The sequence below is a fragment of the Pseudomonas sp. IPO3778 genome (assembly GCF_013386825.1).
Taxonomy (GTDB): Bacteria; Pseudomonadota; Gammaproteobacteria; order Pseudomonadales; family Pseudomonadaceae; genus Aquipseudomonas.
This window is the reverse complement of the sequence record NZ_JACARC010000077.1, coordinates 1-21,275: the sequence shown is the minus strand read 5'-3', so window position 1 is coordinate 21,275 and position 21,275 is coordinate 1. Positions and strand designations below refer to the sequence as shown.

Sequence of the window (21,275 nt, the reverse complement as noted above, 5' to 3'; positions counted from 1 at the left end):
TTCTAGGGTTTTTCATGACGCGCTACATATTCGTCACGGGCGGTGTTGTTTCTTCATTGGGGAAAGGCATTGCCTCCGCTTCATTGGCGGCCATCCTGGAGGCGCGGGGACTTAAGGTCACCATGCTCAAGCTGGACCCGTACATCAACGTTGACCCGGGCACCATGAGCCCGTTCCAGCACGGTGAAGTGTTCGTCACCCACGACGGCGCCGAGACCGACCTGGACCTGGGCCACTACGAGCGGTTCATCCGCACGACCATGACCCAGAACAACAACTTCACCACCGGCCGTGTCTACGAGCACGTGCTGCGCAAGGAGCGCCGTGGTGACTACCTGGGTGCAACCATCCAGGTGATCCCGCACATCACTGACGAAATCAAGCGCCGCATCATCAAGGGTGCAGGCGATGCCGACGTGGCGATGGTCGAGATCGGTGGCACCGTCGGTGACATCGAGTCCCAGCCGTTCCTCGAAGCTATCCGCCAGCTGCGTTTCGAAGTCGGCGCCAAGCGCGCGATGCTGATGCACCTGACACTGGTGCCGTACATCGCCACCGCCGGCGAAACCAAAACCAAGCCTACCCAGCACTCGGTCAAGGAACTGCGTTCCATCGGCCTGCAGCCGGACGTGCTGGTCTGCCGCTCCGACCACGCGATCGACATCGCGTCACGTCGCAAGATCGCCCAGTTCACCAACGTTGAAGAACGTGCGGTAATCGCTCTGGAAGACGCCGACACCATCTACAAGATCCCGGGCATCCTGCATTCCCAGGGCCTGGATGATTTTGTCGTCGAACGTTTCGGCCTGCAGTGTGGCGGCGCCGATCTGTCCGAGTGGGAAGCCGTGGTCGACGCCAAGCTCAACCCTGAGCATGAAGTCACCATCGCCATGGTCGGCAAGTACATGGAGTTGCTGGACGCCTACAAGTCGCTGATCGAAGCGATGAGCCACGCGGGCATCAGCAACCGTACCAAGGTCAACCTGCGCTACATCGACTCCGAAGACATCGAGAACCAGGGCACTGCGCTGCTGGAAGGCGTTGACGCCATTCTGGTTCCGGGCGGCTTCGGTCTGCGTGGCGTGGAAGGCAAGATCACTGCCGTCCAGTACGCCCGTGAAAACAAAGTGCCGTACCTGGGCATCTGCCTGGGCATGCAAGTGGCGGTCATCGAGTTCGCCCGTAACGTGATGGGCTGGAAAGACGCCAACTCCACCGAGTTCGATCGCACCAGCGGCCACCCGGTCGTGGGCCTGATCACCGAGTGGGAAGATGCCACCGGCGCCGTTGAAACCCGTACCGAAACCTCCGACCTGGGCGGCACCATGCGCCTCGGCGCGCAGGATTGCCTGCTGGAGCCGGGTTCGCTGGTTCACGATTGCTACGGCAAGGACGTGATCGTCGAGCGTCACCGTCACCGCTACGAAGTGAACAACAACCTGCTGCCGAAAATCATGGAAGCCGGCCTGAAAATCTCCGGTCGTTCCGGTGACGGCGCCCTGGTTGAAGTGGTTGAAGCGCCGGATCATCCATGGTTCGTGGCGTGCCAGTTCCACCCGGAGTTCACGTCGACCCCGCGCGACGGTCACCCGTTGTTCAGCGGCTTCGTTAAAGCAGCACTGACGCAACATCAGAAGAAGGCGTAAACCTGATGGCCCAGAAGATCATTCGCGTAGGCGACATCGAGATTGCCAACGACAAGCCCATGGTGCTGTTCGGCGGCATGAACGTGCTGGAAAGCCGCGACATGGCGATGCAGGTCTGTGAAGAGTACGTGAAGGTGACCGAGAAACTCGGTATCCCTTACGTGTTCAAGGCCAGCTTCGACAAGGCCAACCGTTCGTCCGTGACCTCCTATCGCGGCCCGGGCCTTGAAGAAGGCATGCGGATCTTCCAGGACATCAAGCAAGCCTTCGGCGTGCCGATCATCACCGACGTCCACGAGCCGGAACAGGCTGCCGTGGTCGCCGAGGTGTGCGACATCATCCAGTTGCCGGCCTTCCTGTCACGCCAGACCGACCTCGTGGTCGCCATGGCCAAGACCGGCGCTGTGATCAATATCAAGAAAGCCCAGTTCCTCGCGCCTCAGGAAATGAAACACATCCTGAACAAGTGCGTGGAAGCGGGTAACGACCAGTTGATCCTCTGCGAGCGCGGTTCGAGCTTCGGCTACAACAACCTCGTGGTGGACATGCTCGGTTTCGGCATCATGAAACAGTTCGAATACCCGGTGTTCTTCGACGTGACCCACGCGCTGCAAATGCCCGGTGGTCGTGCCGATTCCGCTGGCGGGCGCCGTGCCCAGGTACTGGACCTGGCCAAGGCCGGCATCAGCCAGTCCCTGGCGGGCCTGTTCCTCGAAGCCCACCCGGACCCGGACAACGCCAAGTGCGACGGCCCATGCGCCCTGCGCCTGGACAAGCTGGAGCCATTCCTGGCCCAGTTGAAGCAGTTGGACGACCTGGTCAAGAGTTTTCCGACGGTAGAGACCGCGTAAGCGTCGTTTCTCCGGTAAAGTATCCCACGCTAAACGCTCAGGCCCCCGGGCCTGAGCCTTGTCGCCTGCAAGCCTGCCCCGTTGTTCCACCCTTGCGGTCGGTCAAAAGATTTCCTTCAGCTGCGTCGTTTTCGTCAACTTTGGAGTGTTTACAACAATGGCAAAAATCGTCGACATCAAAGGTCGTGAAGTTCTCGACTCCCGTGGCAACCCTACCGTCGAAGCCGACGTGCTTCTCGATAACGGCATCATCGGCAGCGCCTGCGCGCCGTCCGGTGCTTCCACAGGTTCCCGCGAAGCGCTGGAACTGCGTGATGGCGACAAGAGCCGTTACCTGGGCAAAGGTGTACTCAAGGCCGTGGCCAACATCAATGGCCCGATCCGCGACCTGCTGCTGGGCAAGGATCCTGTTGACCAGAAAGCCCTCGATCACGCGATGATCAAGCTCGACGGCACCGAAAACAAAGGCAGCCTGGGCGCCAACGCCATCCTCGCCGTCTCCCTGGCGGCTGCCAAGGCCGCGGCACAGGACCAGGACCTGCCGCTGTACGCCCACATCGCCAACCTGAACGGCACTCCGGGTGTCTACTCGATGCCGGTGCCGATGATGAACATCATCAACGGTGGCGAGCACGCTGATAACAACGTCGACATCCAGGAATTCATGGTGCAGCCGGTTGGCGCCAAGACCTTCTCCGAAGGCCTGCGCATGGGCACCGAGATTTTCCACCACCTCAAGGCTGTACTGAAGGCCCGTGGCCTGAGCACTGCCGTGGGTGACGAAGGTGGTTTCGCGCCGAACCTGGCGTCCAACGAAGATGCACTGAAAGTGATCTCGGAAGCAGTGGCCAACGCTGGCTACAAACTGGGCACCGACGTGACCCTGGCCCTGGACTGCGCGGCCAGCGAATTCTACGAAGACGGCAAGTACAACCTGTCCGGTGAAGGCCACGTCTTCACCTCCGAAGGTTTTGCCGACTACCTGAAGGGCCTGTGCGAGCGCTACCCGATCATCTCCGTTGAAGATGGCCTGGACGAGTCCGACTGGGCTGGCTGGAAAGTCCTCACCGACAAGATCGGCGAGAAAATCCAACTGGTCGGTGATGACCTGTTCGTGACCAACACCAAGATCCTGAAAGAAGGCATCGACAAGAAGATCGCCAACTCGATCCTGATCAAGTTCAACCAGATCGGCACCCTGACCGAAACCCTGGAAGCCATCCAGATGGCCAAGGCTGCGGGCTACACCGCCGTGATCTCCCACCGCTCCGGCGAAACCGAAGATTCGACCATTGCCGACCTGGCCGTGGGCACTTCGGCCGGGCAGATCAAGACCGGTTCCCTGTGCCGTTCCGACCGCGTTTCCAAGTACAACCAATTGCTGCGTATCGAAGAGCAACTGGGCGGCAAAGCCAAGTACAACGGTCGTGCCGAGTTTCGCGGCTGATTGTTAAATGGTAAAAGGTCAGCGGATTACGTCGGAAAAATCACGACAGCGTGAATTTCGACGCTAATCTCATGACTAACAAGCACAAGCCTGGTTATTCCAGGCTTCGTGCTATCAGTTGCAGTAAAAGTTTTGCATGGCTGTCTTTTTTCACTGGATACCCGATATTCGATGCGCAGTCCCAATTGGTTGTTCCTCGTCTTGCTCTTGCTGCTGGCTGGCCTGCAGTACCGCCTTTGGGTGGGGAACGGCAGCTTGGCGCAGGTCACCGAACTGACCCAGCAAATTGCCGCACAGCACGCCGAAAACGAGGTGTTGCTGGAGCGTAATCGCGTGCTCGATGCCGAAGTACTTGAACTGAAAAAAGGTATGGAGACCGTTGAAGAACGGGCTCGTCATGAATTGGGCATGGTCAAGGAGGGTGAAACCCTCTACCAGTTGGCCCAATGAGCATTCCGTCACCGGCCTTCTGGGCCGTGATTCCTGCCGCGGGCGTGGGTGCCCGTATGGCTGCGGACCGTCCCAAGCAATATCTGCATCTGGGCGGGCGCACTATTCTCGAACACAGCCTGGGCTGTTTCCTCGACCATCCGGACCTGAAGGGGCTGGTGGTCAGCGTTGCGGTGGACGACCCTTATTGGCCAACCCTGGCCTGCGCCGCTGACCCGCGCATCGTACGTGTAGACGGCGGTGCGGAGCGCTCGGGTTCGGTACTCAACGCCTTGTTGTACCTGCATGGCCAGGGCGCCAGCGATGACGACTGGGTGCTGGTGCACGATGCAGCCCGGCCCAATCTTCATCGTGATGATCTCGACAAACTGCTCGGTGAACTGGCCCACGATCCGGTCGGCGGGCTGCTGGCCGTGCCCGCGCGCGATACCCTCAAGCGTGCCGACAAGCACGGCCGGGTGCTGGAAACCGTTGACCGCAGCGAGATCTGGCAGGCCTACACGCCGCAGATGTTTCGCCTGGGCGCATTGCACCGCGCCCTGGCCGACAGCCTGGTGTCGGACGTACCCATCACCGATGAAGCGTCGGCGATGGAGTGGGCCGGGCACGCGCCGCGCCTGATCGAAGGCCGCAGCGACAACATCAAGGTCACCCGCCCGGAAGACCTTGAATGGCTGCGCCAGCGCCGAGCCAGTCGGTCAGTTTGAATCAGCTGTATACCTGCTCCATGCCTGGTCGGGTTTTTATCGCGTCGACCAGGGCCTGCTGGCTGTCAAAAGACGTCTGACCGATCGACCAGCCCGGCATGCGGATGGAAAACAGCGCCCCTGCCTGAGTGACGTTGATGGTTTGAATATCACCTCGCCGTGAACGATAGAGAATCTGTGCGGGTGTGGTGGGGGTGGCGGGCGCCAGCAGGAACTGCCCGGGCTTGACCAGTAGGGTGTGGGGCGTGCTCGCCACCTGGCTGTGGGATGGCCCGGGGAGTTCCGCCGCCGGCCTGGGCAAGGTCGCGGTATCGACGCGCAACACAAAATGGGCGTTGACCCTGCTATCCCCCCGACCAATTCCCATGCTCGACGTGTGCCCCGTGTCCGCTTCAATGCCCAGGCGTTGCCCGGCACGGGCGTCCTCTATTCGCAGGCTGAGGCTGCCCGTCAACTCCGCCAGGCCCGGGATGCCCCGGTAATTATTGGTATGGCTGTCACCCACCAGCGCCACCCATTTGCCCGGAAGGCGCTTGGTGGTCTGGACCCACTGAATCACTTCCGTTGCGTAGAAGTTCATCATGCGCTGGCGCAGGGTGCCGGTGGCGTCCGGCATGTCCCGGATCATGTAGCTGGCCGTGCAGTCGATAGGCTGGATCTTGATGCCGGCGGCCTTGGCCTTGACCACGATATTTTGAAACGAGTAATAGGTGTCGTGCAGCGGCGGGTAAATGCCTTTCAGGTAGTTTTTCAGCTCGTCGGACATGTGCGCCGTTGCGGATCGGTAGAACGCCTTGAGCAGCGGGGTGTGAACGTCCGTCAGCAGGTGTTCGAAATAGATTCGCTTGACCCCTTGTCGCGCCAGTTCCTGCATGTTGTTGATGAGAAATGCCTTGCTCGACAGCGCGCTGTGGCTTTCACCGATTACCAGGCCGTCGCTGGCACTTAGCAGCTTCTGGACAATGCTGGCTTGGGGTTCCTCCAGGCTGAAGGTGGGCAGCACGGGGCGCATGGGGGAGAACGGGCGGGTGTTGAAGAACGCTGTCGAGTCGGCAGCCAGTTTGTTTCGTTTTTCGAAGAACAGGTTGCGCGTATCCCGCAGCGGTTGCTGATGAGTGCCCAGGGGTTCGAGGTTTTCAGAAAACGAACCGCTGTCGCTCATCATTGCCGAGAGGGTGTTGCGCATCGGATCTGGCATTTCGTAGGTGTTGAAAAAGGTCGAGTGGGTTGCGCCGCCAAAAAGCTGATAGACGCGTTGCCAGGCGTTGCGAAAAGCGCCGCCGCCGCTCAGCCCGGCGCGCCGCCACTTCAGGTCGGCGCTTTGTATGGCATACAGCCCGGTCGCCTGGACTTTTCCAGGGGCCGCGGGATCGCTCATGAACAATTCAAACAAACCCCCTTCATTGGGGGTCTTGTAGGTCATGAACGACTCGCCGTCGAGTTGCACGATTTGCAACCCACTGGGATGCCCCGTCGCGACCAGTGAACGGCCTTTGCTGGCTAGCAACGCCGGGCTTGCGGACACGATGTCGACGCGGATACGGCCGTCCGCTCCCCGGGAAGCCTTGCCCAGCGTGCTGCGCACGCTCTTGAGCGTGGCGGCCTGGGTGCCGAGGCCGTGAACCATCACCGGCACGGCATTCAGCGCGCCGAAGATAATGCGCTCAAGGCCTTTGGGTTTGTCTTTGAGCACATCGTCGGCGCCGATCACCATCTCGCTGACGCCTTGTGTCAGGAAGCAAAACTCCGCCAGCAGCGCCGACCGCATGGCGAGTGCCAGGGGGATGGCCAGCAGGCAGCCTTTTTCCAGTGTGTCGAGGGTGTTTGCCTTACGGGTGTCCAGCGGGGAAACGATGGTTTTGGCCATCAGCTTACTGATCCGCGCTTTCACCTGGCGGGTGATGTAGTCAAACGGGTCGCCACTCATTGCCGGGTACATGGCGTTGTTGATGTATTGCTCGGGGTCCCAATAGACGTTGGGCAGCAGGGCGTTGAAAAAGCCGGACGTCGGGACGGGGTTCGGAAATGCCGTCATGCCCACCAAGGCTTCTTCGACGCCACTGAAGATCAAGCCGGTGTCGACGGTATCGGGCTCGAAATGGTTGGTCAGGGCTTTTCGGCGGGTGGCGTTCTTGGCCGTGTCTACCAGCCATGTGCGCATTGAGGCCGGGTTGACGAAGCCATGGAACGGCGACGAGTTACCCGGAATGTAGAGCAGAGTGACCTGACTCTGGTTGTCGGTAATCGTGAGGATGTCAGTGGCTTCGCTGTTGTAGATGCGCAGCACGCGAAGCGTCAGGGTTTTATCCAGTTGGTAGGGTGCCTGCAAGTCCTCGAGAGACAGGTTGCCGAAATCTTTGTCGACGGCGATACCGGCCGCCCGTGCTGCCAGATCCCGTTCTCCGGCAGTCAGGGTGAACTCCTCGAACTGATTCAGGTAGCCCTCTATAAACGCCATGCGCATCAGGGTTTTATAGTTCTCCTGGTGTTTGTTCCAGAAATGCAGGATCGCCTTGTCGTAAACCTCTTCGAAGTTGCTCGATTGCACCGCCTTGCGAAAGGTCTGGGGTGATATGTCCAGCTGGGTGCCTGGCCCGTAAACCTGTGGCTGACTCTGCAGGTAAAGCGCTTCATAACGCTGTGGGGGTATCCAGCTGGCGGCGATGAACTCTTCATTGAACATCGCCGGGATGCGGTTATCCACCAGGCGCGGCAACTCGGACACGACATTGAAATACGGCGCGGTCGTGGAAAAACCCGTGATATTGACCAGGCCGCCAGGGGCCTGCGGGGCGTTGGCGATCATCGCTTCGGTCAGGCTCATCTGCTGGATAATGGCCCCGGTGAAAGGCGCGTCCGGCTTGTCGATGTTGTATTCGAGCGTGGTCAGCAGCGTGGTGTCGGGGTCCAGCTCTTCATTGCAAAACGGCTGGAGGTGGACGCGAATCAACCGGGCAGCGATCTCGCTCGGTACCGGAAAATCGGCCAGTACCTTGCGGATAAAGTGGTTGGTGCGATGAATCTGTGGGGTATGGGTGGTCATCTGCTTGCCTTGTCGCAGTGGAAACTGCGTGTATTTGCAGGCAAGCGACCGATGGCCGGGCGTTACTTATATGGCGGTGTAGACGGCATGTTGGGCCAGCCCCTCTTTGAGAAAGTCCACCAGCTTGCGGACTTTTGGCGAGAGATGACGTTGTTGCGGGTAAAGCGCCCAAACGGCAGTGTTCGGCGGCTGGTGAGCCTCAAGCAGTGACACCAGGGCACCGCTTTTCAAATGTTCCAGTACGTAGTAGTCGGGTAGCTGACACAGGCCAACGCCTTGCAGCACGGCGTCCAGCACGGCCTGCCCACTGTTGCAGCGCCAATTTCCCTGCACCCTTTGGGAGAATTCCCGCCCGTCCTGTTCCAGCTGCCAGATGTCGGAACTGCCGATCAGGCAGTTGTGCCGGCTCAGTTCCGACAAGCTGTGTGGGCGGCCATACCGTTCAAGGTAGGAAGGCGACGCGCAGAGGTACATGCGTCGTGGCGCCAGGCGGCTGGCGACCATCCGTGAATCGGAAAGCCGGCCCAGGCGAATCGCCAGATCGAGGCCTTCGTGAACCAGGTCCAGTTGGCGATTGCTCAGCTCGACGTCCACCCGCAATTGGGGGTAAAGGCCCATGAATCGCGTCACCAGGGGCACGATAAACCGTTCGCCGTAAGCCACGGCGCAGGTCATGCGCAACATGCCTTTTGGCTCACTGGCCAAGTCGCCCACCGCGCGCAGGGCTTCCTCGCGGCCATCCTGCAAGCGCTGGCAATGTTGCAGGAACGTCTGGCCCGCCTCGGTCAATGTCACCCGGCGTGTGCTGCGGTACAGCAAGCGGGTTTGCAGGCGCTCTTCGAGGCGCGCGACCTGGCGGCTGATATGGGAGGACGACACCCCGAGGCGCTCGGCGGCCGCCGTAAATTGGCAGCACTCCGCCACGGCGACGAATTCGTCGATGCCTTCCCAGCGGTTTTCCAACATGCTTATTATCCCTGTACGGCAATAATGTTTTGCTTTTGGTTGGATTATTAATCAGTTGAGCCTGTTTTACACTGCCGGTCTTACGTTTTTAATCCCATGGAGAAACCGGATGATCAAGTCCCGCGCGGCCGTAGCCTTCGAAGCCAAGAAACCTCTCGAGATCGTTGAAGTGGATGTGGCCATGCCCAAGGCCGGCGAAGTGCTGTTGCGGGTAGTGGCGTCCGGTGTCTGCCATACCGATGCCTACACCCTGTCGGGCGCTGATCCGGAAGGCATCTTCCCGTCGATCCTCGGCCACGAAGGCGGCGCGGTCGTGGAAGCCATCGGTGAAGGTGTGACGTCGGTGGCCGTGGGCGACCACGTGATCCCGCTGTACACCCCGGAATGCGGCCAGTGCAAATTCTGCCTGTCGGGCAAGACCAACCTCTGCCAGGCGATTCGCGCCACCCAGGGCAAAGGCCTGATGCCAGACGGCACTTCGCGCTTTTCCTACAAGGGCCAGCCGATTTTCCACTACATGGGCACCTCGACGTTCTCCGAATACACCGTGTTGCCGGAAATCTCCGTGGCCAAGATTCCTAAAGACGCGCCCCTGGAAAAAGTTTGCCTGCTGGGCTGTGGCGTCACCACCGGCATCGGTGCGGTGATCAACACGGCCAAGGTCAAGCCAGGCGACACCGTGGCCATCTTCGGCCTGGGCGGTATCGGCCTGTCAGCGGTGATCGGTGCGGTGAAGGCCAAGGCTGGCCGCATCATTGCCATCGACATCAACCCGGCCAAGTTTGAAATCGCCAAGCAATTGGGCGCCACCGACTGCATCAACCCGAAAGACTACGACCGCCCGATCCAGGACGTGATCGTCGATCTGACCGATGGCGGCGTCGACTTTTCCTTCGAGTGCATCGGCAACGTCCAACTGATGCGTGCGGCCCTTGAGTGCTGCCACAAAGGCTGGGGCGAGTCGGTGATCATTGGCGTGGCCGGTGCTGGCCAGGAAATCGCTACCCGTCCGTTCCAACTGGTGACCGGTCGCGTCTGGCGCGGTTCGGCATTTGGTGGCGTGCGTGGTCGCAGCGAATTGCCAAGCTACGTGGAAATGGCCCAGACCGGCGAAATCCCGCTGGATACCTTCATCACCCACACCATGGGCCTGGAAGATATCAACAAGGCGTTTGACCTGATGCATGAAGGCAAGAGCATTCGCACCGTCATTCACTTCTGAGGTCGGCCATGAGTCTGGAAAACCTGTCGTGCCAGAAAAGCTTCGGCGGCTGGCACAAACGCTACAAGCACCACTCCAATGTGCTCGGCTGTGACATGACCTTCGCCGTGTACCTGCCGCCGCAAGCGGAGCAGGGCGGAAAACTGCCGGTGCTGTACTGGCTGTCGGGGCTGACCTGCACCGATGAGAACTTCATGCAGAAGGCCGGCGCCCAGCGCATGGCAGCCGAGTTGGGGGTGATCATCGTTGCGCCCGACACCAGCCCCCGCGGGCCGGGCGTGCCGGGTGACCCGGACAAGGCCTGGGACTTTGGCCTCGGGGCGGGCTTCTACCTGAACGCCACCCAGGAACCCTGGGCCCAGCACTATCGGATGCATGACTACGTGGTGCAGGAATTGCCGGCATTGGTGGAGGCGCATTTCCCGGCTTCGACCCGGCGCGGGATCAGCGGCCACTCCATGGGCGGTCACGGCGCGCTGGTGTGTGCCTTGCGCAACCCGGGGCGTTACCAGTCGGTGTCGGCGTTCTCGCCGATCAACAACCCGATGGATTGCCCTTGGGGGCAGAAGGCGTTCTCCCGCTACCTGGGTGAGGAGCGCTCGAAGTGGCGTGAATGGGATGCCTGCGTGCTGATCAGCGAAGCTTCGGAAAAGCTGCCGTTGCTGGTGGACCAGGGCGATCGCGACGATTTCCTCGCGGTGCAGCTCAAGCCGCAAGCCTTGCAGCAAGCGGCCAAGGCGGCCAACCATCCGCTGGAGCTGCGCCTGCAGCCGGGCTATGACCACAGCTACTTCTTTATCGCCAGCTTTATCGAAGACCATTTACGCCATCACGCACGTGCTTTGCTCGGTTAATGTGAGGCAAAAGTAGGTAGAATCACGCCCTGAATTAAATCGGGGCGTTTTTTTATGCGTATTGGCCACGGCTATGATGTGCACCGTTTCGCCGAAGGCGATTTCATCACCCTGGGCGGCGTGCGGATCGCGCACCACCACGGGTTGCTGGCTCATTCCGACGGCGACGTTGTGCTGCATGCCTTGAGCGATGCCTTGCTCGGCGCGGCGGCGTTGGGTGACATCGGCAAGCACTTTCCGGACACCGACCCCACGTTCAAGGGTGCGGACAGCCGTGTGCTGCTGCGTCATGTGGTCGGTCTGATCCATGCCAAGGGCTGGAAGGTCGGTAATGTCGACAACACCATCGTCGCCCAGGCGCCCAAGATGGCCCCGCATATCGAATCGATGCGCGCGCTGATTGCCGCGGATCTTCAAGTTGAGTTGGATCAAGTGAACGTAAAAGCCACCACCACCGAAAAACTCGGGTTTACCGGTCGCGAAGAGGGCATTGCCGTGCACGCCGTTGCCTTGTTGCTGCGCGCATGAATGATCTGCAACTGCTGGGCCCGCGTGCCTATGGCGAAGCCTTGGGCAGCGCGGTTCTAAAGGCTACCGCTGAAGACTTCCAAGTGGATGAAGTGCTGGATATCCCGCTGACCGGCGAGGGTGAACACCTGTGGTTGTGGGTGGAAAAGCGCGGCCTGAACACCGAAGAAGCGGCGCGGCGGATTGCCAAGGCGGCGGGGGTGCCCTTGCGCACCGTCAGCTACGCCGGGTTGAAGGATCGCCAGGCGCTGACCCGCCAGTGGTTCAGCGTGCAGTTGCCGGGCAAGGCGGATCCGGACTTGAGCGGGGCGGAAAATGACACCCTGAAGATCCTCAAGATCGCCCGCCACAAGCGCAAGCTGCAGCGCGGTGCCCACTCGGCCAACGGCTTCACCTTGCGCCTGACCCAGTTTGCCGGCGATGCCGCGGCCATCGACGCGCGCCTGCAACTGATCGCCAGGCAAGGCATCCCCAACTATTTCGGCGCCCAGCGTTTCGGTCATAACGGCGGCAACGTCGTCGATGCCCGTGACTGGGCTGCGCGCAAGGCGTTGCCGGAACAGCGCAATGTGCGTTCGCGCCTGCTTTCCACGGCCCGCAGCTTCCTGTTCAACAAAGTGTTGGCCGCCCGGGTGGCCGATGGCTCCTGGCAGCGCGCCCAGGTCGGCGATTTGCTGGCGTTTACCGACAGCCGCAGCTTTTTCCCGGCGGGGGAGGCTGAATGCAGCGACCCGCGCCTGGCGATCCTCGACCTGCATCCCACCGGGCCGCAATGGGGGGAGGGCGATTCGCCTGCCGCCGGTGCTACGCACGCGCTGGAACAGGCGGTCGCCGACGGTGAAGCCGACCTGCGGGATTGGCTGGTGAATGCCGGCATGAGCCAGGAACGTCGCATTCTTCGGCTGCCCATTGGCGGGTTGACGTGGCATTATCCCGAACCTGACATTCTGCAATTGGAATTCGTCCTGCCGGCTGGATGCTTCGCCACTGTCTTGGTGCGCGAGCTTGTTGATCTGGTGCCGGTGGGGCAGACGGACAGCCCATGCGTATTCTGATATCTAACGACGACGGGGTCACCGCACCCGGCCTTGCCGCGCTTCATGCTGCGCTGGCGGATTACGCCGAGTGCGTGGTGGTTGCCCCGGACCAGGACAAAAGCGGCGCCAGCAGCTCGCTGACGCTCGACCGTCCGTTGCACATACAGACGTTGCCCAACGGCTTTATCAGCGTGAACGGCACGCCGACGGATTGCGTGCACCTGGCAATCAACAGCCTGCTGGACCGCGAGCCCGATCTGGTGGTTTCCGGGATCAACCTGGGTGCGAACCTGGGAGATGACGTGCTGTATTCCGGCACCGTGGCAGCGGCCCTTGAAGGGCGTTTCCTCGGCCGGACCTCGTTCGCTTTTTCGTTCGCTTCCCGTCAATTGGACAACCTGGCGACCGCGGCGCATTTCGCCCGTAAGCTGGTGCAAGCCCATGACACATTGGTCTTGCCGCCGCGCACGGTGCTCAACGTCAATATCCCCAATCTGCCCCTGGACCATATTCGCGGCATTCAGCTGACCCGCCTCGGCCATCGTGCCCGTGCGGCAGCGCCGCTGAAGGTGGTCGACCCGCGTGGCAAGGAAGGTTATTGGATCGCCGCCGCCGGCGATGCCGAGGACGGTGGCGAGGGCACGGACTTTCATGCGGTGATGCAAGGTTATGTCTCGATTACCCCGTTGCAACTCGATCGCACCTTCAGTGATGCCTTCAGTCGCCTCGATGGCTGGCTGGAGGGGTTGCGCTGATGGCTCGTGAACAAGACGACCTGCTGCGCCGGGGCATCGGGATGACCTCCCAGCGCACCCGCGAGCGATTGATCCAGCGCCTGTATGAAGAAGGGTTGTCCAACGCCCAGGTGCTGGAAGTCATCCGGCGTACCCCGCGCCATCTGTTTGTCGATGAGGCCCTGGCGCACCGCGCCTATGAAGACACGGCGCTGCCGATCGGCCACAACCAGACCATCTCCCAGCCCTATATGGTGGCGCGGATGAGTGAGCTGCTGCTGGCGGCGGGCCCGCTGGACAAGGTGCTGGAAATCGGCACCGGCTCCGGCTATCAGACGGCCGTGTTGTCGCAGCTGGTGGAACGGGTGTTTTCGGTCGAGCGCATCAAGGTCCTGCAGGACCGGGCCAAGGAGCGCCTGGTGGAGCTGAACCTGCGCAACGTGGTCTTCCGCTGGGGCGATGGCTGGGAAGGTTGGCCGGCGCTGGCGCCGTACAACGGCATCATCGTCACCGCCGTGGCGACCGACGTACCCCAGGCCTTGCTCGATCAACTGGCGCCCGGCGGGCGTCTGGTGATCCCGGTGGGCTCCGGCGAAGTGCAACAATTAATGTTGATCATTCGCGAGGAAGAAGGCTTTTCCCGGCATGTGCTCGGCGCCGTGCGTTTTGTCCCGTTGCTTAACGGTCCGCTGGCCTGATCAATTATTTCAGCGTACTGAATTCTATTGCCGGGTATGTGTCTTACAGCGGGGTCTATTGAGTCCACGTCATCAGTCGTGGGAATTAAACATGATGAAGTTTTCTTTAGAATCGTGTTTCCGGTAAAACTCCAACGGCCAGTTATACTTGCGTCATATTTCAAGCCTGATACAGGCGTTCATAGTCAGCCACCACAAAGGGAGCGGCGGGTGAGTCTCACGGTCATTGCACAGCGTATGAGTCAAACAAGCTTTCAGCGACTGGTGATTGGCCTTGTCTTGAGTTCCTTGTTGGCGGCTTGTTCAAGCACGCCATCCGGTGCGCGGGTGGTTGACCGCAATAATGCGGTACCACAAAAACCTACCGTTACCACCGGGCAATATGTGGTGCGCAAGGGCGATACGATGTTCTCGATCGCCTTCCGTTATGGATGGGATTACAAGGCGCTGGCCGCCCGTAACAACATCCCTGTGCCCTATACGATACACCCGGGGCAAACTATCCGTTTCGATGGACGCACCGGTTCGGCACCCACTGCCGTTGTCACCAATACGGCCTCTTCGCCGTCGTCGTCGAGCAAAACCACGATCATCACCCGGCCTGCAGGCACCGCCGCGCCTAGTGTTGCGAGCAAACCGGCACCTGCGCCTTTGCCTCCGGCCGGGCCGGCACCGTCCGGCTGGGGATGGCCCTCAAATGGCATCCTTATTGGAAAATTCTCTTCAAACGGTAGTTTGAATAAAGGCATTGATATCGCCGGGGATTTGGGACAGCCTGTTTTAGCTGCGTCTGATGGGACAGTGGTGTACGCCGGGAGTGGTTTACGGGGCTACGGCGAGCTGATCATCATCAAACACAGCGATACCTACGTCAGTGCCTACGGTCATAACCGCAGGCTGTTGGTTCGGGAGGGGCAACAGGTCAAAGTCGGACAGACAATTGCCGAAATGGGGTCAACTGGTACAGACCGGGTGAAACTGCACTTTGAGATTCGCCGCCAAGGGAAGCCTGTTGATCCGTTGCAATTCCTTCCCCGTCGTTGATGTGTTGTTACCAGCCTGTTCCCTCACGTAGAAGGAACAGGCTCCAGCGTTGCCAAGGATAAAGGCGTCGCTTGAGCTTGAGGTCGAACTCACCAAAGGACTATAACAATGGCTCTCAGTAAAGAAGCGCCGGAGTTTGACATCGACGATGAGGTTCTCCTTATGGAGACGGTCATCGATACGGAATCGATGTCGAATGAGGGACCTGCTGTACCTTCAGTTCGCACCAAGTCCAAAAACTCCACCGCGTTAAAGCAACACAAATACATTGATTACACGCGGGCGCTCGACGCGACCCAGTTGTACCTCAATGAAATCGGCTTTTCCCCTCTGCTCACTCCCGAAGAAGAAGTCTTTTTTGCGCGCTTGTCGCAAAAGGGCGATCCGGCTGGGCGCAAGCGCATGATTGAGAGCAACCTGCGACTGGTGGTGAAAATCGCCCGACGCTACGTCAATCGTGGGCTGTCCCTGTTGGACCTGATCGAGGAAGGCAATCTCGGCCTGATCCGGGCGGTGGAAAAGTTTGACCCTGAGCGGGGCTTCCGCTTTTCGACCTATGCCACCTGGTGGATTCGTCAGACCATCGAACGGGCGATCATGAATCAGACCCGTACGATCCGGCTGCCGATCCATGTGGTCAAGGAGCTCAACGTCTACCTTCGGGCGGCGCGTGAGCTGACACAAAAACTCGATCATGAACCTTCGCCTGAAGAAATCGCCAACCTGCTGGAAAAACCGGTAGGGGAGGTCAAGCGTATGCTCGGCCTCAATGAGCGGGTGTCTTCAGTCGATGTCTCGCTGGGTCCGGACTCGGATAAAACCCTGCTGGACACCTTGACCGATGATCGTCCTACGGACCCTTGTGAGTTGCTGCAGGACGACGATCTGTCGCAAAGCATCGACCAGTGGCTTTCGGAGCTGACGGACAAACAGCGCGAGGTGGTGATTCGCCGCTTCGGGCTGCGTGGCCACGAGAGCAGCACCCTGGAAGATGTTGGCCTGGAGATTGGCTTGACCCGTGAACGGGTGCGGCAGATCCAGGTAGAGGGCCTCAAGCGCTTGCGCGAGATCCTAGAGAAGAATGGCCTGTCGAGTGAGTCGTTGTTCCAGTAAACGACGCAAGACGGAATGTGGGAGCGGGCTTGCTCGCGAATGTGCAGTGTCAGTCGACAGACGTACTGACTGATCAGCGCATTCGCGAGCAAGCCCGCTCCCACATTTTTTTGTGCATGGCGATCATTCCCATGGGGTGCGTGGAAACGAGCAGGCACAAAAAAGCCCCGCTTTTAAGGGCGGGGCTTTTCGACTAAATCAGTACAAGTTAGATAACTTGAACTTCTTCAGCTTGCATGCCTTTCTGACCGCGGGTAGCGATGAAAGAAACCTGTTGGCCTTCTTTCAGGCTTTTGAAGCCGTCGGATTGGATAGCTTTGAAGTGAACGAACAGGTCGTCACCGGATTGTGGAGTGATGAAGCCGAAGCCTTTTTCATCGTTGAACCACTTAACGGTACCAGTTTGGCGATTAGACATGGTGTATCTCCTTGGACAAAGTTAACTGCGACTCAGGAAAAGCCCTGGCCGAGACTGAGTGCAAAGAGCAGGAAAAATTCTTGGAGATGGTTGGATCGAAATTCAACATATCGTGTAGAGATTCTCAGTGACACAAGCAGCACAGTGGCGCCACCTTAACCCTTTTTCCGGAACGTGCCAATGGTATTTCCGAAGGTTTCTCTATTTTCGTGACTGGCGGCAGCCTGATACCGCACCCATCCCCCACAATTGAAGGCGCGCCCCGCCCAGCAGGGGCTGCGCGGCACCAAGAAAAACAGCCGCCCCTTTGAACCACGGGGCCAGCCCCGGTAAGATGCCCAACAGAATTTTTTCACCTCGCTATTCAGGACACCCGCCATGAGCATCAAATCGGACAAGTGGATTCGCCGCATGGCGCAAGAGCACGGCATGATCGAGCCCTTCGTGGAGCGCCAGATGCGCGGCGAAGGCGCTGAGCGGCTGATCTCGTTCGGGGTTTCCAGCTACGGCTACGATGTACGCTGCGCCGATGAGTTCAAGGTGTTCACCAACATCAACTCGGCGACCGTCGATCCGAAAAACTTCGACGAAAAAAGCTTCGTCGACGTCAAGAGTGACGTGTGCATCATCCCGCCAAACTCTTTTGCCCTGGCGCGCACCGTCGAGTTCTTCCGTATCCCGCGCAACGTCCTGACGATCTGCCTGGGTAAAAGCACCTACGCGCGCTGCGGCATCATCGTCAACGTGACGCCGCTGGAGCCGGAATGGGAAGGGCACGTGACCCTGGAATTTTCCAATACCACCACCTTGCCAGCAAAAATCTACGCCAATGAAGGCGTGGCACAAATGCTGTTCTTCGAATCCGACGAAGAGTGCGAAGTGTCCTATAAGGACCGTGGCGGCAAGTATCAGGGCCAGCGCGGCGTCACTCTCCCACGCACCTGATCGAATCGTCTTACAGGCTAAGGGAATTTGTCAGCGGGCAGACACTCTATTGGGTGTACTGCCCCGACGCGTGCACAACGCGGCGGGCCACGCTTGAGGAGTCCCCTATGAAGCTCGATCCGCGAATCAGCGCTGAACTTGCCCGGCTTGAACCCAATCAGATCGGTGTCATGGCCTGGTCCTTGATGGCCGATCCCGCCGCAGGCGGCATTCCCGGCCAACCCGGTCCCGATGATCCCTGGCCCAACCAGCCGGAAGAACCGGGTGAGCCGACGCTCCCGGACGAACCACCTCCCGCCCCCGTGGCCTGATTGCTCGCCGCTGTCGTCCAATGGTCAGTTGCTCAACGCACTGGCCATATTTCATGGTCTCCGATCACATAGATCCGGCTCTCTGCCTCCAGCGTCACTGAATAACCCCCTGTAAACGCGCCGAACGCCGGCAGCAGGCTCACCTTGGTCCCAAGCCGGAAACAGGGCAGGCGCAAGCTTTGCCGGCCCTTGCCCCGCAGGCGATAGACGGGGTGCACATGCCCGGCCAGTACATGATGGCTGGCATGGGCGTCAGGTTCGTGCTGCAAGGCAAACGGGCCCATCAAGAGCGGTTCGGTCACCACTTCGATGTTCAGGTCGTGCGGCGGGTCGCCTGCGCGCTTGTCGTGGTTGCCGCGAATCAGCGTCAGCGCCACACCCGAATGACGCTTACGCCAGGCTCTCAGTGCGTTCAGGGTGCCGCTGGCGTGAGAGCCGGGCCCATGGAGAAAGTCGCCAAGAAAGACGACCTGCTCGCACGGACAGGCCGTCAACAGCCGATCCAGGCGCTGCAGATTCTCCGTCGTCGTGCCCTGGGGCACCGGCTGGCCCAGGCTGCGATAGGCCGACGCCTTGCCAAAATGCGCATCGGCGATCAGCAGGCACTTTCTCGCGGGCCAGTACACCGCCTTGTCCGCCAGCAACCACAGCGCTTCTCCCGCCAGATGTATCGGGTAATGAGCGGGCATCAGTGTTTCCTGTTATCGGCGACTTTTTCCAGATCCTTGACCATCCGCGCAATTCGCTCCGAGAGCTTTTCCGAGCTCAGGCTTTCCCGAAAACGCTCCACCAGCAGCGGAAAGGCCAGTGGAGTAGGCCGTTTGACCTGATGGAGGTCCAGTTTCAACCCTGACAAGTGACGCAACGTCTCTTCCAGCCGGCGAATATCCAGCTCTTCCCGCAGGACTTCTTCCCCGGCCTGGGTCAGTAACAGATTCTGCGGGTCATATTGCTTGAACACTTCAAAGAATAAACCGCTGGAAGCCTGAACCTGGCGCGTACTTTTCGGTGCCCCCGGGTAGCCGGCGAACACCAGCCCGGCGATCCGTGCGATCTCGCGAAAGCGTCGCAGGGCCAGTTCACCGGCATTCAGGCTGGCTGCCACGTCATCCAGCAGGTGATCTGCCGTCAGCAATTCCCCGCTCAATAGCGCCGGCCAATCCACCTCGGTTGCACTCAGTAGCTCCAGCCCGTAGTCATTCACCGCAATCGAAAATGTCACCGCCTGTAGGCGGCTGACACGCCAGGCCAGCAGGCTCGCCAGCCCCAGGTGCACCTGGCGCCCGGCAAACGGATACAGGAACAGGTGCCAGCCCTCGCGGGACTTGAGCGCCTCGGCCAGCAAATGTTCACGGGTCGGCAGCCCGGACCAGCGCAACTGAGTTTCCAGTAACGGTTGCACCGCCTGCATTTCCGGGCCGAGGAAATGCCCGTGGGCGGCCGCATCAAAGCGCTCGACCACCGCCTGGGCCAGCTCGTTGGAAAGGGGCATGCGCCCGCCGTTCCAGCGTGGTACGGCGGCTTTTTTCGCGGTGCTGCGCTTCACATAAGCCGTCATATTTTCCACCCGCACCAATTCCAGCAAGCGCCCGGCGAACAAGAAGCCATCCCCCGGCTTCAATCGTGCAATAAAGCCCTCCTCGACACTGCCCAGGGTCTTGCCGCCGCCGCCCTTGCTCCAGAATTTCAGCTGGATGCTGGCGTCGCTGACGATCGTGCCCACGCTCATGCGATGGCGCCGCGCCAGCCGGGCATCGGGGACACGCCAGATGCCGTGTTCGTCCGGCTCGACCCGCCGGTAATCCGGGTAGGCCGTCAGCGACAGCCCGCCATGGCGTACGAAACCCAGAGCCCAGGCCCACTCCGCGTCGCTCAGGTCGCGATAGGCCCAGGCACTGCGCACTTCCTCCAGCAGCGCGTCCGGCACAAAGCCGCCGCCCAGGGCCATGCTCACCAGATGCTGCACCAGCACGTCCAATGGCTTGTGGGGCGACTGACGGGCTTCGATACGCCGCTCAGCGATGGCGTCCTGGGCGGCAGCGGCTTCCACCAGCTCCAGGCTGTGGGTCGGTACCAGCGTGACCCGCGACGGCCGGCCCGGGGCATGGCCGGAACGTCCGGCGCGCTGCATCAGGCGCGCCACGCCCTTGGCCGAACCGATCTGCAGCACCCGTTCCACGGGCAGAAAATCGACCCCCAGGTCCAGGCTGGACGTGCACACCACCGCTTTCAGTTGGCCGTCCTTTAAGGCGCGCTCCACCCAATCCCGGGTTTCCCGGGACAGCGAGCCGTGGTGCAGGGCAATCACTCCGGCCCAGTCGGGGCGGGCGTCGAGCAAGGCCTGGTACCAGATTTCCGATTGTGCGCGGGTGTTGGTAAACACCAGGCAACTGCGGCTGGCATCGACCTCGGCCACCACTTGCGGCAGCATCTTCAGGCCGATATGGCCGGCCCATGGAAAACGTTCGATAACGGGTGGCAACAGCGTATCGACCTGCAACCGCTTGGTGGTTTGCCCTTGTACGTTGATCCCGCCGCCTTGTGGGATCAACACCTCCAGCGCGTGGGCCTGATTACCCAAGGTTGCGGAAATGCCCCACACCATCAGCTCTGGGTGCCATTGCCGCAGGCGGGCGAGGGCCAGCTGTAGTTGCACGCCGCGTTTATTGCCAATCAGTTCGTGCCATTCGTCCACGACCACCATGCGCAGATGGGACAGGCTGGTTTGGCTGTCGGCGCGGGCGAGCATCAGCGTGAGGCTTTCCGGGGTGGTGATCAGGGTGGTGGGCAGGCGGCGGCTTTGGCGAGCGCGTTCGCTGCTGCTGGTGTCGCCGGTGCGCAGGCCGACGGTCCAGGGGATGTTCAGGGGGGCAAGCGGGGCTTCAAGGGCACGTGCCGTGTCGGCGGCCAGGGCGCGCATCGGGATGATCCACAGGACCGTCAGCGGTTCGGCGGGGGCTTTGGGTTTGCGGGGAGTGTCTTTGGTGATGGCAAGGCGGTTGAGGGCGGCGAACCACAGTGCGTAGGTTTTCCCGGCGCCGGTGCTGGCGTGGAGCAGGCCCGACTGGCCATCCTTGACTGCCTTCCATACGTCTTTCTGGAAGGCGAACGGTTTCCAGCCCTTTGCGGTGAACCAGTGTTTGGCGTAGTCGCTGGATTTGGCCATGCTCGGGGCTCTGGGGGGGTATTTCAGAGACCTGTGCGGTGGGGGAAAGGTTTAACTTCGATTGGCAGGGGGGGCGGTGTACATATCCGTTATTT

The 21,275-nt window shown here is 60.5% G+C and carries 20 protein-coding genes; 15 read left to right on the top strand and 5 right to left on the bottom strand.

Annotation, left to right across the window (positions count from 1 at the left end; genetic code table 11):
• The first annotated feature begins 14 nt into the window (after positions 1–14).
• From HX855_RS30020 to ispD, 5 genes are all read left to right on the top strand, one after another.
• Positions 15–1,646 (top strand): CTP synthase, encoded by a 1,632-nt coding sequence (locus tag HX855_RS30020; RefSeq protein ID WP_076015820.1) that lies wholly within the window; start codon positions 15–17, stop codon positions 1,644–1,646.
• Between the two features lie 5 nt (positions 1,647–1,651).
• On the top strand, positions 1,652–2,497 hold the full coding sequence (gene kdsA / locus HX855_RS30015; RefSeq protein ID WP_003219295.1) for a 3-deoxy-8-phosphooctulonate synthase: 846 nt from the start codon (positions 1,652–1,654) through the stop codon (positions 2,495–2,497).
• 157 nt (positions 2,498–2,654) lie between these two features.
• Positions 2,655–3,944, top strand: coding sequence for a phosphopyruvate hydratase (eno, locus tag HX855_RS30010; protein WP_177087208.1), 1,290 nt, complete (start codon positions 2,655–2,657; stop codon positions 3,942–3,944).
• Between the two features lie 171 nt (positions 3,945–4,115).
• A complete protein-coding gene (ftsB, locus tag HX855_RS30005; RefSeq protein ID WP_003219292.1) occupies positions 4,116–4,394 on the top strand; it encodes a cell division protein FtsB in 279 nt (92 codons plus the stop codon).
• Complete coding sequence (gene ispD, locus HX855_RS30000; RefSeq protein WP_177087210.1) at positions 4,391–5,101, top strand: 2-C-methyl-D-erythritol 4-phosphate cytidylyltransferase; 711 nt, start codon at positions 4,391–4,393, stop codon at positions 5,099–5,101. The genes ftsB and ispD overlap by 4 nt, the downstream gene beginning before the upstream one ends.
• Position 5,102: 1 nt before the next feature.
• Here ispD and HX855_RS29995 read toward each other — a convergent pair whose 3' ends face one another.
• Both HX855_RS29995 and HX855_RS29990 read right to left on the bottom strand, forming a co-directional pair.
• Entirely contained in the window at positions 5,103–8,144 is a 3,042-nt protein-coding gene (locus HX855_RS29995) for a membrane-targeted effector domain-containing toxin (protein ID WP_177087212.1), read from the bottom strand.
• Between the two features lie 66 nt (positions 8,145–8,210).
• On the bottom strand, positions 8,211–9,110 hold the full coding sequence (locus HX855_RS29990) for a LysR substrate-binding domain-containing protein (protein WP_177087214.1): 900 nt from the start codon (positions 9,108–9,110) through the stop codon (positions 8,211–8,213).
• A gap of 109 nt (positions 9,111–9,219) precedes the next feature.
• Between HX855_RS29990 and HX855_RS29985 the strand changes: the two genes are divergently transcribed.
• The 8 genes from HX855_RS29985 to rpoS all read left to right on the top strand — a co-directional run bounded on the left by HX855_RS29985 (position 9,220) and on the right by rpoS (position 16,340).
• A complete protein-coding gene (locus tag HX855_RS29985) occupies positions 9,220–10,332 on the top strand; it encodes an S-(hydroxymethyl)glutathione dehydrogenase/class III alcohol dehydrogenase (protein WP_177087216.1) in 1,113 nt (370 codons plus the stop codon).
• Between the two features lie 8 nt (positions 10,333–10,340).
• On the top strand, positions 10,341–11,186 hold the full coding sequence (gene fghA / locus HX855_RS29980) for an S-formylglutathione hydrolase (RefSeq protein ID WP_177087218.1): 846 nt from the start codon (positions 10,341–10,343) through the stop codon (positions 11,184–11,186).
• Between the two features lie 54 nt (positions 11,187–11,240).
• Positions 11,241–11,714 carry a 2-C-methyl-D-erythritol 2,4-cyclodiphosphate synthase gene (ispF, locus tag HX855_RS29975; protein WP_177087220.1) on the top strand — a complete coding sequence of 158 codons (474 nt, stop codon included), beginning with the start codon at positions 11,241–11,243 and terminating at the stop codon, positions 11,712–11,714.
• Positions 11,711–12,769 carry a tRNA pseudouridine(13) synthase TruD gene (truD, locus tag HX855_RS29970; protein WP_177087222.1) on the top strand — a complete coding sequence of 353 codons (1,059 nt, stop codon included), beginning with the start codon at positions 11,711–11,713 and terminating at the stop codon, positions 12,767–12,769. The genes ispF and truD overlap by 4 nt, the downstream gene beginning before the upstream one ends.
• A complete protein-coding gene (gene surE / locus HX855_RS29965; RefSeq protein ID WP_177087224.1) occupies positions 12,757–13,506 on the top strand; it encodes a 5'/3'-nucleotidase SurE in 750 nt (249 codons plus the stop codon). The genes truD and surE overlap by 13 nt, the downstream gene beginning before the upstream one ends.
• A 41-nt stretch (positions 13,507–13,547) precedes the next feature.
• The gene (locus HX855_RS29960) at positions 13,548–14,183 is read left to right on the top strand and encodes a protein-L-isoaspartate(D-aspartate) O-methyltransferase (RefSeq protein WP_010176736.1); all 636 of its coding nucleotides are present in this window, start codon (positions 13,548–13,550) and stop codon (positions 14,181–14,183) included.
• Positions 14,184–14,393: 210 nt separating this feature from the next.
• Positions 14,394–15,227, top strand: coding sequence for a peptidoglycan DD-metalloendopeptidase family protein (locus HX855_RS29955; protein WP_177087226.1), 834 nt, complete (start codon positions 14,394–14,396; stop codon positions 15,225–15,227).
• Between the two features lie 108 nt (positions 15,228–15,335).
• Positions 15,336–16,340, top strand: a complete 1,005-nt coding sequence (rpoS, locus tag HX855_RS29950; RefSeq protein ID WP_088423022.1) for an RNA polymerase sigma factor RpoS — start codon at positions 15,336–15,338, stop codon at positions 16,338–16,340.
• 208 nt (positions 16,341–16,548) lie between these two features.
• On the opposite strand, the gene HX855_RS29945 is transcribed toward rpoS, so the two are convergent.
• On the bottom strand, positions 16,549–16,758 hold the full coding sequence (locus tag HX855_RS29945) for a cold-shock protein (RefSeq protein ID WP_002554837.1): 210 nt from the start codon (positions 16,756–16,758) through the stop codon (positions 16,549–16,551).
• 378 nt (positions 16,759–17,136) lie between these two features.
• Here HX855_RS29945 and dcd point away from each other — a divergent pair, with 378 nt between their 5' ends.
• A complete protein-coding gene (dcd, locus tag HX855_RS29940) occupies positions 17,137–17,703 on the top strand; it encodes a dCTP deaminase (RefSeq protein WP_003219273.1) in 567 nt (188 codons plus the stop codon).
• Positions 17,704–17,810: 107 nt separating this feature from the next.
• Positions 17,811–18,014 carry a hypothetical protein gene (locus tag HX855_RS29935; protein WP_003219272.1) on the top strand — a complete coding sequence of 68 codons (204 nt, stop codon included), beginning with the start codon at positions 17,811–17,813 and terminating at the stop codon, positions 18,012–18,014.
• 32 nt (positions 18,015–18,046) lie between these two features.
• On the opposite strand, the gene pdeM is transcribed toward HX855_RS29935, so the two are convergent.
• Together pdeM and HX855_RS29925 are read right to left on the bottom strand one after the other, a co-directional pair.
• Entirely contained in the window at positions 18,047–18,703 is a 657-nt protein-coding gene (pdeM, locus tag HX855_RS29930) for a ligase-associated DNA damage response endonuclease PdeM (RefSeq protein ID WP_177087228.1), read from the bottom strand.
• Entirely contained in the window at positions 18,703–21,180 is a 2,478-nt protein-coding gene (locus HX855_RS29925) for a ligase-associated DNA damage response DEXH box helicase (protein WP_177087230.1), read from the bottom strand. The genes pdeM and HX855_RS29925 overlap by 1 nt, the downstream gene beginning before the upstream one ends.
• Positions 21,181–21,275: the final 95 nt, after the last annotated feature.